Raw genomic sequence first — 12,350 nt, 5'->3', positions numbered from 1 at the left:
TTAGAGGCTTAGCGAACTGACCAGTTTAGCAACGAAACGCAGTGCTGACTTCTCGGTGTTTATCTATAAACACTGGGCGGCACTGCTTTACCCAGGGTCTGGAAAATGAAGCAATTGAAAGTTGGTATTATCGGGGCAGGTGGTATCGGCCTTGCTTACGCGGCATGGATTGCAAATCGTGGGCACGCAGTCACTGTATGGAATGGTCGATCTACAGGTGTAGCTTCTTCGGGTCGTAAGAAGTTGCAAGCAGTTGGTGTGTTCGAAGGCAGTGTTGACGTTGATCGTGTAAGCAATGCGAAGGACGTTGTCTCAGAGGCAGACGTAGTGATTATCTGCTTGCCAGTGAATGCGCACCGCCATGCCATTGATGCCGCGCTCCCCAGCTTGAAAAGTGGTCAAACGGTGATCGTCAGTTCCATGGGGTCGCTGTCGGCTCTCTATCTTCGTGAACGTGCAAATGACCTGGGGATAAACCTTGTGGTCGCCAGCTTTGGTTCAACTGCGCTTACTGCACGGCGTGTATTGGAAGACAAGGTAAATATCATGGTGCGCCGCCCATCACTGGGTGTCTCATCCTTGCCAGCTTCCAAGATTGAAGATGCATTGTATGTTTGCAATATTTTGTTCGGCAGTAGCTTCGTCGTGGATGAGAACCCGTTGCTGTCTACGATTAGCAATACCAATGCAGTTTTTCATGCGCCACTTGCAATCCTCAATTGGACGAGGATTGAGCGAAAAGAAAGTTGGCCTCAGTATCATTATATGACATCGTATGTATCAAAAATAATTGATCAGCTCGATGCTGAACGTATGAGCCTGGCTGCAGCATTCGGTTGGCAGGTGAAAAGCCTAGGTCAGAAACTGCAACAGTCCTTCGGTGTTCGATCCGAAGGTCTGGAGAAAATAGCAGAAGAGCTGCATGAGAAACGTGGTGGGCCACCCGGGCCTACTGAAGTTGATACCCGATATATTTGCGAAGACGTGCCGTATGGACTCGAATTTACCTTGGCTTTGGGGCGGATCGCCAATGTGCCGATGCCGGTCACCCGAAGCATTGTTGCAATGGCTGGTCTATTGCTGCCGGAAGGGTTTGCAAGCGAGAACGATCTGATTGAGGGGTTGAAGCTCGAGTCGGAGTCTATGGAAGGGTTGTTGGCTCGTGTGTCAGCGGATTAAGCGTTGTCCATGAAGTTAGTTTAGGGGGATGGTCAATGGTTTGGGCGGAGCATAACCAGATTCAGTGTTTGAAATTTGATCGTGGTGACACAGTGTTGCTTTTAGCTCTGCCCAGTCCTGGTTAATCAAATCTGCTTATAGGAACATCGTGTTTTTTTTATTTTACAACTTTGGCGCGTGGCGCCAGAATTGGTTCCTGTGATGTTGTGTGATCGTAAGTTGCTCACTTCATTGACGCTGCTTGCTCTGGTTCTCACCCTAAGACACCAGGGCAAGATGATCAGATCCTTTGCTTTTTCCTTGAGCCATTCGTGGCTCAGGGATTTTTTTCGTTTTTGAGAGAATAGTTTTTAATGTGCATTCAGATTGTCGCAGCGAGCGAATAGCATGTCACGCGCCCAGCTGCTTTTGGTTTTATGTGCTCAAACGCTCATGCTTGCTTCCTTTCAGGGGCTAAAATTAGCGGCGCCTCTTTATGCACTTTCAGTAGGCGTGAGCGACGGAGCGGTTGGGGCGCTAGTGGCTTTGTTCGCCGCGAGCCAAATATTTCTCGCCATCCCTATTGGACGCTACGCCGATAAAAAGGGCCTGCACACTCCAATGGCCTACGCAGTAGTCGGTTCTAGTGGAATGCTCTTTATAGGTGCACTGCATCCGGAGATCCTGATCATTTCAGTAGTTGCAGTTGTGTTGGGGGCTGCCAATTGCGTGACGCTTATCGTCATGCAGCGTCACGTCGGTAGGGCAGATCTGAGCGATGAGGCCCGTCGAAATTATTTTGGCTGGCTTGCGATATCACCTGCGTTGTCAAGCTCTCTGGGCCCTTTGGGTGCTGGGCTTATTATTGACTTGCTGACCCCTGCGGAAGGCGATTATGTCGCATTTCAATATTGTTTTTTATTTTTGGCAGTCTTGTCCTGCGCATCTTGGGTGTTCACTCGTAAAGTGATCGCGGCGCGAAATTTAAATGCGCCGGCTATGCCAAAGGCGCCATCGTGGGAGCTTTTGCGATCTGCCAATTTTAGAAATATTTTATTCATAAACTGGCTGCAATCTACAGTGTGGGATGTGCATTCGTTCGTTGTGCCGGTGATAGGATTTAAAGCCGGATACAGCGCATCAACAATCGGGGTGATATTGGGTGGTTTTGCTTTTGCTGCAGCCGCTATAAGATTAACATTGCCAATGTTAAGTAAGCGGTTTTCAGAAAAGCAAATTATTGCTTGCTCATGTGTGGTGGCAGTGGTTGTGTTTTCACTTTACCCCTTTGCATATTCACCGGTGCTGATGTTTACGTGCTCTGCTGTGTTGGGTGCCGCATTGGGATGTGTGCAACCCATGATATTGACAATGCTCGTTCAAGTGACGCCCCTGCATCGCCAGGGTGAGGCGTTCGGGATTAGACTGACGGCACTCAATGCGTCAAACTTCCTTGTTCCGATTGTCGCTGGTTCGTTCAGTGGAATAATCGGCTTGAGCAGCATTTTTTGGCTTGTATCGGCTTTGATGATCCTGGGTATTCCGAAGATTCGCCATATCAAGATTCGCTGAGTTTTGTGTCGATATGATTGACGCGACATCTTCCTACTGCACAAGCCCGTGCAGGCGTTTACACGGTCGTGCTCTTTGTCCCACGGCATCGCTTGATAATATTCGGTCAGGTCGCATTTGCCCTTAACCATCAAAGCCAGGCCGGCCCCACGGATGAGTAGGTCTCACCGGTCGCGCCTGCCGCAAGCTCATTCGGGTTGGATAGCCCTGATCTGCTCGGTGACTCAGCAAGCGCGGTCGCGAATACTGAAGCTGCCCATATGCTCCAGACCTTTGATCATGGCTGAATGATCCCAGTCGCTGCCGCCCAGGGCTGCACAGGTGCTGAATACCTAAGGGGCGTTAGCAGCGTTGGAAAGCTTTAAAACCAAATGCGAGCGCTATCATCACGTGATAGGTGATAGAATGCTGGAGTTTGAATTCTAACGTTCACGGACAATCAGGGGGCGAACAGCACACTAATCTTTCTGGCCTTTTATAGTAGCAGCAGCAAATAGCTTTAGCGGTGACACGTCAAGGTGATCTCGCAAGCAAAGCTCGGGGTCAAAGTCTCCATGCTTGATCATCTCTATCTCGGCCAGCAAAATCTTCTCATCGATGAAATTGAGATTCAGATTTAGCCAGTTTATAAGCTGCTGGAAGTTTTCCGCGGTTAGATCACCTTGCTTTTCAACCAGAAATGTTTCTAAGCTGATGGGATACTCATTAGATTCCGCGGCGAGTATTGCGCTCTGGGCCGTCTGCAAGAGCGTCATGCCTGAAAAATTCACAGGGAAGTCCCAAATTTCCCCCCTTAGACCATACTTCTTTCGTATGGATTTTTTATGAGACCAGTAGCGCGCCTCAATGAGTTCGAGGCGTTTTTTATAAGTTTTTATTATTTCACTTTCAACAAGGTGTCGTGTATCTACTTTTAACTCTTCGTAAGTTTTTAGTTTTATATTGGTATTTTTTGCCGCTTCATGAGCACCGCTTTGAAAGCCTGCGCCTGAAACAATAAAGGCCCTATCAGCGCCAATGTCATCGGCTATGCTTCTTAGCGCAAGAACTTGGAGCTTGTTCACCCGGCTTTTCCATAGCTTGGCCTCCACAATCCAAACCAGACTTTCTCCAAGGTACTTCGTCTTTATCAAAATATCGATATCGTGCGATGTTCTGATCCCCTGCACAGTAACATTGGTTTCAGCGCTTGCCCCAATGGATCTGAAGTGTGAGCAGATATCTTCTTGAAATTGATACCAGGTAGGTTTTTCAAGCACGTCAATAGTTCCGTAAAAAGTTTTAGACATTCCAGGGTTCTGTGCGTGATAGGTGCAAAGGCATCACCCACGCTCAGCGTTTCTTTGCATTTTTCGATACATTTGTCTTTTGCCGCTTAACCCTCGTTCTTCCTGATGAGGCCGCCAAACTGTTGTGCGGGCTCTACATAGCGAAGCGCTGATTTCATATCGCTCCAGCCGACGTACTCCATTAGTGTCTTGATGTCCCAGCCTGAACTAGCTGCCCAGGTTGCAAATCCCCGCCGGATCGAGTGGGCGCTGTAGATCTCGGACGGCAAGCCACACCGATCCAGAGTGTCTCGTATGAGTGGGATCAGGCTGTGTGCTGCAAGCGGGCGATCGCTGATGTTGCCCCAGCGATCAATGCCCCTGAACACGCCGCCGTGTGTAAGACCGGCTGCTCCGATCCAATTCAAGTACGCCTCCACTGGGCAGAGCTTGCTCAACGATGGTGTCTTGTACTCGCGGCCGATATTCTGCCGGTCTCCTTTGGTCGACCCGAGATAGAACCTGATCCCGACGTAACGCTCGGCATGCGTGTTCTCGATCGTGAGCCTGGCCAACTCGTCTCCGCGGAACCCCCTCCAAAAGCCAATGGTGAGGATGGCAATGTCGCGAGTCGCCTTCAGCAAAGCGGTCATGTTGCCGACGGCTCGTGCCTGGGCAACTTCATCCTCCAGGTGAGCCACTGCCTTTTCGAGATGCAACAGCGCTAGAGGGGCTGCCTGCTTTTGCTGGACTGGGTGTAGCGCCCGAATACCCTTCAATAACTGCCTAACCTTGGGTGCTTTGGTGGGGTCGGGGAAGCCGTTGCTCTGATGCCAGTTAGCAAGAGCAGCCAGACGCTGTTTGAGCGTGCTAAGCGCCAGCTGGTCAGCGTACTCAGCGATGTAGCGCACTACTGACTCTGTGGTGGTGGGTAGGTATCCACCCCAGGTCACTTCGAAATGGGTGAGGGCGGCTGCATAGCTTTTCGACGTGTTCTGACGAACGCTCGCTTCTAGGTATCTGTCTGCCTTGCTCACTACTTCTACCACCTAATTTCCCCGTTTCGAGCCGTCGGTTGCTCGCTCCCATCATTTGTACCGCCTTTCAGGCCATTTTACCCCTGCTCAAAGGCCTGGCAAGCCATAAACCTCGATTATGTCTTTCCAGTAATCATGGGGTTTTTTCGATTTCAACATGTTAAAGTGGCACGTAATTACATGAAACGTAAAACAGTACGAAATCGTAGGGGCAGAGATGGCTAGAGGCGGCATTAACCTGGTACTGGTGCGCAAGGCTCGCGAAGCGCTGCTGTCGAGAGGGCAGAACCCTAGTATCGACGCGATACGCATCGAACTTGGAAATACCGGCTCAAAGACAACGATTCAGCGATTTTTGAAGGAGATCGAATCACACGATCCTCGACCCTCGGCTTCGCCTTCGCGCCTAAGTGATGAACTCACGGAGCTGGTGGGCAAGATGCTTGAACGCCTGCTTGAGGAGGGAAACGAAGCCTTGGCGCATGAGCGAGCCGCATTTGAGCTTGAGCGCAAAGCGATGAAAGCTGAGAGCAGTACACTTCAAAGCACGCTTGAGCAGTCGCAATTGGAGATCGCCAAGCTGCAGTCAGCTCTGCAGGCCCAGGGCGAAGAACTCAAGATCGTTCAATCCAGCCTTCAAACTGAGATCACTCGAAACGCCCGGATCAGCCAGAGCTGCAGCGACCTTGAGATTCGCGTGCAAGAGAAGGACGCCCAGATCGAATCTCTGGAGGAGAAGCATACGCACGCCAGAGAAGCACTCGAGCACTACCGAGTAGCTGTAAAGGAACAGCGCGACCAGGATCTAAACCGTCATGAAACTCAGATCTACCAGATGCAGCAAGAGGTGGCAGTCCTCCAGCAGACGCTCATGGTTAAGCAGGAAGAGGCTACTCGACTAATTCGCGATAATGAGCGATTGATCGCCGAAAACCGCCAGCACTCTAAGGAGGCCGGCCAGCATCGTGACGCTATCGAGCATCTGAGAGGCGACCTGGGTATCGCCAATGCTGCAACTGCTCGTGCGGAAGGGGCCAAAGAGCTGCTGGCTCACCAGCTCGAAACCAAGACCAAAGAGGCAAGCGAGGCGCGCTCCGAAAACATGGAGGTACAGCAGAGGGAAAGGGATTTGGTACAGAAGCTCGCAATCGCAGAAGCTGAGATCAAGGAACTGCGGGCCTCGGACGATAAGGATAATTCTAAAGAATAGGTCAGAAAACCGCAGCGGATGCATGTGTTGTTCGCCAGCGCCGGCGGCGGATCAATGGGGCGAGTTGGAGCGGCCATCGAGATTGCCAACGCCGCAGTATTCCTCGCAAGCGATGACTCACGCTTCGTAAAGGAGCTGAACTGTTCGTAGACTGGGGCCAGGAACAGATCTGACGCTGATGATCTGCGAGAAGAAGGGGGATCACCCCCTTCCTTGCTGCACTCATTCTCGAGCTCAGCGTTTCAGTCCGCGACGAAGCATGTCAGCTTTGACCTTTTCGTCGATCAGGTCGTAGGGCGGGTTCTCTGCCACGAGGTGTTTCTGATCGAACATGTCAGGGAAATATACTTTGGCCACGTCTACTGGCACTGCAGCAAATGAGTGCCAGCGTTCAAGCCAGGCGATCAGTTCGTAGCCATTGTTAAGAAGGTAGAGAGGTTGTTGATTGCGTGCACGAAACACTTCGATTCGAGACCTGCCAAATCCGGTTCTCGCCTGACGAACTTCATCACCTTGCGCATCCCATCCAATCCAATAGGAGTCAAAGCCCACATCTTCATCATCATGTACGACCATCCGGACATGGCTTGACTCCGGATGTGGAAGCCGAGCAGCACAGATTTTTTGCATGAGTGCGTCGTGGATGTGAGCCGCTCTGTCCGCTGGCGCTTTTTCGAGATTGGTTTTGAGATGATGGTAGTGGGCGAACCCTAGAAGCTTAGCTTTGAAGTCAAGGGTTTGGGCGTGAGTAAGGTGCTCTGGTACATCGGCAACCTCCATCGATTTGAAGGTGCTCAGGATGAATTCGGCGGTGAACATGGTCGCATGACTCCACTGTCATGGCCGTAAAAGCGCATATGCACTTTGCTGAACATGCTGCTTGCTGAGCCGGCCACAGGGAGTGATGTGGTTAGCAAAGAACCGAGATTTCCCACGCAGCAGGGAGGTTCACGGCAACCCTGCAGATGAAATTACCAAAGCGCGAGCATGGTTAGCAAGACACGTCTGCAGTGAAACCACCGCCTGGTCTGACTCTCAATCTACTCTGCCCAGTAGGTAAGCAGCAGCTACCACAGTAAGAGGATTCTCATTTCCCGCCGCGCTCAGCGTTACGAGCAGATTGCGGGACAACCCGTTGCGACCACAGCTGATCGGTTTTCCAGCCCTCCCATGTCTCCAGAACGCCATGCTCGTCCTCATTGAGATACAAGACGACTATGGGTGATGCTGCGTTCAGCGGCATGGTGGGCAGGCACTTATCATAGTGCTCGAGCCATTTGGGGGAACCCGATCTGCGATAGTCAAAAAATGATACGCAGCCCTTGAGGCGGAAATACCCATTGCTGCTATTACCGAATGGAGAGCGATGCTCTCCTGTGTTCGGCAGCAGTGCGCCAGCTTGCAGGATCTTCTCGTACCCTTGGAGCGTCGTGATATGGAAGACCTTCCCTTCAAGAAGCGGGAGTAGGTCATCCTTCCTGCTTATCAGCATCTGTTGCCCTGGAACGACCAAGTCCTTAGGTTCCATAGAGCACTCCATTTTTCTAGATAGAAGCCCAAGTGCCCCTTGGCGCCACGATGCTAACCGTTGCTCTTGGAGCTACGCAGACAGAAGAACCAATGACTCGTCATCCATCGCTGCGGTTAGCTCCGTCGGCACCACCACAACCCTTACATCCAATCGCTCTGCCAGTATCGCGAGTTCCAGAGGTAGATCTTGCTGAACAACCAGGACAGCGCTCGCATCCGGAACCTCTAGCAATGCACGTTGCCATGCGATCCCAACGGCCCGGTATTTGACACATTGAAAAATGCCGCGGGATAGGTCGGCTTCCGAAGAGATGAAAGATTTGACCTCCACAGCTAGCATCGACGGCCCATTGTGGAACATCACATCAGCACAATCGCCGGACGGAAGCATGACTTCAACGCCTCCCTCCCAATCGCGTGCATTCGACTCAATCACAAGATTTGGATGACGTAGGACATACTCCTTGAGCCGTCGATGATGTTCCGATTCACCGCCCGAGAAGCCACCCGTTTCGGGGATGATCACTTGTTCGTGGTCATCCTCGTACTCGGAAGGCACCGCGCCAGCAAGTGCTTCCATTTCGAGATAGTCGAGGACGGCGTCCCAGTTTCTGCAGTTGTAGATTTTGTCCCAAGCCTGCTCAAGGACAGCCCATTGGCCGTCGTCATTGAGTTGTGCGAAGGTGCGGCTATGAACAAACTGATCCAAGTACGCGTTACAACCGCTACCGGGCCTGCGGGAGTATTTTTTAACCACCAGCGCATTCAGCGGCGGGAGCTCAAGCCCAAGTTCCTCTTCTAGCTCGTAAAGCGCATCACCTACCAGGCCGGCGGCGCGTCCATAGGCAGCGGCGTGTGTATGAGCACCTAAGCCACGACGGACGATTTCCGCATCTAGATGACTGTAGGAAATGGTACGTCGGTGCTTAGCGCACCAAATCAGAATGGGCAACATGGTACGCGCGGTACGGAATCTCCAGAGGTCGCCAATCAAAGAGGGGGCTAAGGGCATGTCGTACTCCGTTGCGATGCCGATCAGTTTGAGCGCCATTGACGCTAGTCAGTGACGACAGTAGGGAGGAAGCAAGCTCACAGTAATCGCCGCAGAGTTTCGGCTAACGAGCGGACTTCAGTGGTCATGATCACTCGAAGCCGTGATCTGCAAGCTTGATTCTGACGGTAGCTCTATGATCCTCATTTGAAGCTGTCGGCAATTTAGCTGTGATTTGATACTGGGTGGACAGCGTACTAAGTACCCACTCATCTTCGTTTGGTACCTTTCTAGCCTTAATCGCACCTTTACAGAATTTTGAGAGCGCTCTGGCGAATCCAGCCTGAACACCTTGTTCGAAAGCCTTCTCGATCAGCTCATTGAGTGGCGCTTCGATACCGGTCTGCTGCATCGCAGCTTTGATCTGCGCGATGATGTCCTCCATTCTCTCGGTAGGACTAGATCCCTCAGCGTCAAACTCCGTTTCAGACTCCAGCCTCCCGATCCACTTGTTCATGGACTCGGAGCGTGCTTCTTTCTGAATTTGCTGGATATTTTTCATGGTGCTGGCTGCTTCTTGCATGTTTGGGTGGGAGTCGCCGCTAGGTGCTCATCCGGCACCTAACCATGCGCCGATGGTAGCACGACGATATCATCTGGTGATTGCCATCTGGATCGAGGCAAAAGTGCGCCCTGAGCCGCCTGATGGCTCGATGGAGCAACCCACTTGATTTCGATTGTGATAAAGCAAGTGTCCCAAGATAAATAATCGGTTGAGTTCACCTGTGGCCTATCGATGTACAAAACAGTGTCGTTCCCGGCCCAGGAGCTATTTGAGAAAGTCTGGTCGACACCAGTCCTGAATCTGGCGCGCGAAATCGGTGTCTCAGACGTAGCGGTTGGTAAAGCCTGCAGAAAGGCTGGAATCGCTGTCCCTCGCCGCGGTCATTGGGCTAAACCTGCAACGAATCGACCGAAAAGCCCTGCGCCGCCGACCTCTAACGAGCTGGTGTCATTTCGTGTGCTTGATCGCAGCCTGTTCCCACCGAAACCGGCGTCACTTACTGACGACATTCCTGCTCCGCCCAATGTGCCGATACCCGAGAGCTTGGTCGATCCCCATCCCTTAGTGGAACGCTGGCGCAAGTCGGCAGGACGGTTGGCGCTTAAGCAAGCCAACGTGCTCAACACTAGGATCTCGCCAGCGCTCATCGATCGCGCCGCGATCCTCTTGGACACGCTTATTAAGCTCTCCGAGGCAAGCGGCTGCAGATTGGCCGTAACCAAACAGCAGACGACTGTGACCTTCGACGGAGAGACGGTCTACGTAATCCTCCGCGAAAGACTGCTGAAGCATGAGCTGGCCGCTGCCAGACCCAAAGCCGAAAAGAGTCTGGACTCCGGACTTCTCACGCATCGGGCTGCCAAGGTATGAATTCTTCTCTACCGGGGAGCTGACCTTGATTCTCAGGGAAAGCCCAGACTATGGGCCTCAGAAGACATTTTCCGACGCGAAAACGGGACGGATAGAGGACAAGATCCACCTGTTCATCGCAGGCCTTGAAGCGCTGGCCGTTAGGATCAGAGCTGCTCATAAAGATTCAGAAGAGAGGAGGCTTCGCGACGCCGAGGAGGAGACCGCCCGCAAGGCCCATGCGATAAAAGCGGAGCAACAACGTCGCCTCCGCAAGCGCTTGGTGCAGAATCTCAATAGATGGGAGAAGGCCAACAGGCTACGGAGTTTTATCGACACCGTAATCAGATACAGTCAGGCTGAAGCTAATCAGGTCGAAGCGTGGGCAGAGTGGGCTCGCCTGCAAGCTTCGCTCCTCGATCCGTCCTCATCCTCCGCAACCGTCTCGCTGGAGTGCGAGATTGAGGAATACTTTTCCGAGTACAGGATCATGAGAGACGGTGACGACTGGTGGGAGAAGTAGCCACTCGTAGAGCGATCCATTTTCGAATCAATCACTGTCTGGACGTGTTCCGCAGCATTGGGCGCGTAACCCATGGATTAGGTTCTGATCAACCAATGAGAAGGCACACCGTGAAACCATCCGACGCCATCCTGGGTAAACGGCAGACGATTCGAGAGGCAGTCGAGTCCTACGGATTCGTGAACGTACGAGTCTTCGGCACCGTTTGCCGTGGTCAAGATATTGAGAGCAGCGACCTCGACCTCCTCGTAACCATACCATCTGAGCGGGTAGGGAGGATCTCCCTGTTCGACATCTTGGATCTCGAGACGGCCCTGGAGGAGATGCTGGGAATAGCGGTTGATATCAATGTCGCGAACAACATTCCTGACCACCTCAAGCCTGAGGTGGAGCGCTCGGCCATTTTCCTTTGACCGGGTGATACGACCCGTTCCGAGGGGTGCAGGGAGCTCTCAGCGAAAGAATTTGGTTTTTTTTCGTACCCCCCTTGAAATCAATTTTTAAAACCGGAGCTTTAGAGTTTGTAGTCAAAAGCAAAGCAGCGGTGTCCCAGCCACCGCGCATTGGGCATGCTCCACACCTGCTAACAGTTTTTCGGTTTTGCCTTTTCGATTTTCGCTGTTGAGCGAAGCCGATTTTTTGAGCTGATTTTCTCTAGGACATTCAGAGACCAGGTCGCTCCGCCCCCGGTAAGCGTCCAGCCAAGTCACCTTCCGCAATCCCGCATTAAGGGCGATGGTGTCCGCGTATTTTTAAGCGGACGCGATAGCCCTTATCGCCGGGATTTCCATGCGCCAACGAAGCTCTTACCCCAAACCGTTCAAGGCCCAGGTTGTTCAGGAGTGCCTGCAACCTGGTGCGACCCTCTCCAGCGTGGCCATACGCCATGGCATCAACGCCAACGTCATTCGCAAGTGGCTACCGCTTGCAGCCGAAAGGCCAGCGCTCCAGGCTGCTTCCGGAAGCATTTCTCCGAACCAGACAACGCCAGGCTTGATGTACCCGTTACACCCATTGCACCGCGGAGGCTCAAGTCTACATCCGTCCACAGGCAAGTCATCAGAGGGAAGGGCCGTCAGATGTGCATTGCCACAGTCAATGCACCTGGGTAAATGGAGGCTACCGTGGAGATGAATCACGTCCTGGCTACCAGCCCGTTCATGCAGGTCATCCACGTTCTGGGTCACGACTGTCAGCCTAGGAACGTGCTTAGCGAGTTCTGCTATCGCGAGATGAGCTGCATTCGGCCGCGCTTGGAACACTTTCAACCTACGCCACTCATACCAACCCCAGCACAACTGCGGATCCGCAAGGAACGCTTCGGCCGTCGCTAATTGAGCAGGGTCGAATCGAGACCATAGACCGGTCAGTGCATCTCTGAATGTTGGGATTCCACTCTCGGCGGATACGCCGGCGCCGGTGAATACGACAACGTGCCTTGCCTCCTGCAAAAGCTTAACGATGGTAGTAAGCGGCGTTGAGATGTCTCGGAAATTCGTTCCCTTGAGGTTACCCGAGCCTACCTGTTTGGTCATTGCGCGATGCTGAGTGATCGAGCAGCAGTGCTTGTGTAAGTCCTATAAGTGTCCAGAAAACCAAGCTGGCGCTAGAACGCGCAGCAAGCCCGTCGTCGTTTTGAGCAACAAC

Annotated in this window: 11 protein-coding genes and 3 pseudogenes; 6 read left to right on the top strand and 8 right to left on the bottom strand. The window is 52.5% G+C overall.

Going from position 1 to position 12,350, the window contains the following annotated elements; translation table 11 throughout:
• The first annotated feature begins 105 nt into the window (after positions 1 to 105).
• Together APH36_RS27190 and APH36_RS27185 are read left to right on the top strand one after the other, a co-directional pair.
• Positions 106 to 1,179, top strand: coding sequence for an NAD/NADP octopine/nopaline dehydrogenase family protein (locus tag APH36_RS27190; protein WP_041505941.1), 1,074 nt, complete (start codon positions 106 to 108; stop codon positions 1,177 to 1,179).
• Between the two features lie 387 nt (positions 1,180 to 1,566).
• Entirely contained in the window at positions 1,567 to 2,730 is a 1,164-nt protein-coding gene (locus APH36_RS27185; RefSeq protein WP_041505942.1) for an MFS transporter, read from the top strand.
• 224 nt (positions 2,731 to 2,954) lie between these two features.
• On the opposite strand, the pseudogene APH36_RS31890 reads toward APH36_RS27185, so the two are convergent.
• The 3 genes and pseudogenes from APH36_RS31890 to APH36_RS27175 all read right to left on the bottom strand — a co-directional run.
• Positions 2,955 to 3,101 (bottom strand): annotated as a pseudogene (locus APH36_RS31890) (2-hydroxy-3-oxopropionate reductase); the annotation flags it as partial.
• 87 nt (positions 3,102 to 3,188) lie between these two features.
• Positions 3,189 to 4,019: a restriction endonuclease gene (locus APH36_RS27180; RefSeq protein WP_041505943.1), complete on the bottom strand. Its 831-nt coding sequence runs from the start codon at positions 4,017 to 4,019 to the stop codon at positions 3,189 to 3,191.
• Between the two features lie 86 nt (positions 4,020 to 4,105).
• A complete protein-coding gene (locus APH36_RS27175; protein WP_041505944.1) occupies positions 4,106 to 5,035 on the bottom strand; it encodes a tyrosine-type recombinase/integrase in 930 nt (309 codons plus the stop codon).
• Between the two features lie 217 nt (positions 5,036 to 5,252).
• Between APH36_RS27175 and APH36_RS27170 the strand changes: the two genes are divergently transcribed.
• Positions 5,253 to 6,245: a DNA-binding protein gene (locus APH36_RS27170; protein ID WP_041505945.1), complete on the top strand. Its 993-nt coding sequence runs from the start codon at positions 5,253 to 5,255 to the stop codon at positions 6,243 to 6,245.
• Positions 6,246 to 6,479: 234 nt separating this feature from the next.
• On the opposite strand, the gene APH36_RS27165 is transcribed toward APH36_RS27170, so the two are convergent.
• From APH36_RS27165 to APH36_RS27150, 4 genes are all read right to left on the bottom strand, one after another.
• A complete protein-coding gene (locus APH36_RS27165) occupies positions 6,480 to 7,064 on the bottom strand; it encodes a hypothetical protein (RefSeq protein WP_060501422.1) in 585 nt (194 codons plus the stop codon).
• Between the two features lie 268 nt (positions 7,065 to 7,332).
• Positions 7,333 to 7,773, bottom strand: coding sequence for a hypothetical protein (locus APH36_RS31880; RefSeq protein ID WP_156155238.1), 441 nt, complete (start codon positions 7,771 to 7,773; stop codon positions 7,333 to 7,335).
• Between the two features lie 72 nt (positions 7,774 to 7,845).
• Positions 7,846 to 8,826, bottom strand: a complete 981-nt coding sequence (locus APH36_RS27155; RefSeq protein ID WP_060501420.1) for a hypothetical protein — start codon at positions 8,824 to 8,826, stop codon at positions 7,846 to 7,848.
• A 91-nt stretch (positions 8,827 to 8,917) separates the two neighbouring features.
• Positions 8,918 to 9,328 carry a hypothetical protein gene (locus APH36_RS27150; RefSeq protein ID WP_041505948.1) on the bottom strand — a complete coding sequence of 137 codons (411 nt, stop codon included), beginning with the start codon at positions 9,326 to 9,328 and terminating at the stop codon, positions 8,918 to 8,920.
• A 793-nt stretch (positions 9,329 to 10,121) separates the two neighbouring features.
• Here APH36_RS27150 and APH36_RS27140 point away from each other — a divergent pair.
• The 3 genes and pseudogenes from APH36_RS27140 to APH36_RS33325 form a co-directional block, all read left to right on the top strand.
• On the top strand, positions 10,122 to 10,703 hold the full coding sequence (locus APH36_RS27140; RefSeq protein ID WP_156342212.1) for a hypothetical protein: 582 nt from the start codon (positions 10,122 to 10,124) through the stop codon (positions 10,701 to 10,703).
• 110 nt (positions 10,704 to 10,813) lie between these two features.
• Positions 10,814 to 11,116 carry a nucleotidyltransferase family protein gene (locus APH36_RS27135; RefSeq protein ID WP_060501443.1) on the top strand — a complete coding sequence of 101 codons (303 nt, stop codon included), beginning with the start codon at positions 10,814 to 10,816 and terminating at the stop codon, positions 11,114 to 11,116.
• A gap of 376 nt (positions 11,117 to 11,492) precedes the next feature.
• A pseudogene (locus APH36_RS33325) lies at positions 11,493 to 11,573 on the top strand (IS66 family insertion sequence element accessory protein TnpB); the annotation flags it as partial.
• A 29-nt stretch (positions 11,574 to 11,602) separates the two neighbouring features.
• Here the strand turns inward: APH36_RS33325 and APH36_RS27130 are convergent.
• Positions 11,603 to 12,238, bottom strand: a pseudogene (locus tag APH36_RS27130) (NAD-dependent deacetylase); the annotation flags it as partial.
• Positions 12,239 to 12,350: the final 112 nt, after the last annotated feature.

It is taken from the genome of Pseudomonas sp. NBRC 111133 (genome assembly GCF_001320605.1).
GTDB lineage: Bacteria > Pseudomonadota > Gammaproteobacteria > Pseudomonadales > Pseudomonadaceae > Aquipseudomonas > Aquipseudomonas monteilii.
Note: the sequence above shows the minus strand (reverse complement) of the source record. Positions and strands in the feature narration are given on the sequence as shown.

Coding starts and splice junctions, on each gene's coding strand:
- APH36_RS27190 (WP_041505941.1), top strand. CDS start 106: ATGAAGCAATTGAAAGTTGGTATTATCGGGGCAGGTGGTATCGGCCTT.
- APH36_RS27185 (WP_041505942.1), top strand. CDS start 1,567: ATGTCACGCGCCCAGCTGCTTTTGGTTTTATGTGCTCAAACGCTCATG.
- APH36_RS27180 (WP_041505943.1), bottom strand. CDS start 4,019: ATGTCTAAAACTTTTTACGGAACTATTGACGTGCTTGAAAAACCTACC.
- APH36_RS27170 (WP_041505945.1), top strand. CDS start 5,253: ATGGCTAGAGGCGGCATTAACCTGGTACTGGTGCGCAAGGCTCGCGAA.
- APH36_RS27165 (WP_060501422.1), bottom strand. CDS start 7,064: ATGTTCACCGCCGAATTCATCCTGAGCACCTTCAAATCGATGGAGGTT.
- APH36_RS31880 (WP_156155238.1), bottom strand. CDS start 7,773: ATGGAACCTAAGGACTTGGTCGTTCCAGGGCAACAGATGCTGATAAGC.
- APH36_RS27155 (WP_060501420.1), bottom strand. CDS start 8,826: ATGGCGCTCAAACTGATCGGCATCGCAACGGAGTACGACATGCCCTTA.
- APH36_RS27150 (WP_041505948.1), bottom strand. CDS start 9,328: ATGAAAAATATCCAGCAAATTCAGAAAGAAGCACGCTCCGAGTCCATG.
- APH36_RS27140 (WP_156342212.1), top strand. CDS start 10,122: ATGAGCTGGCCGCTGCCAGACCCAAAGCCGAAAAGAGTCTGGACTCCG.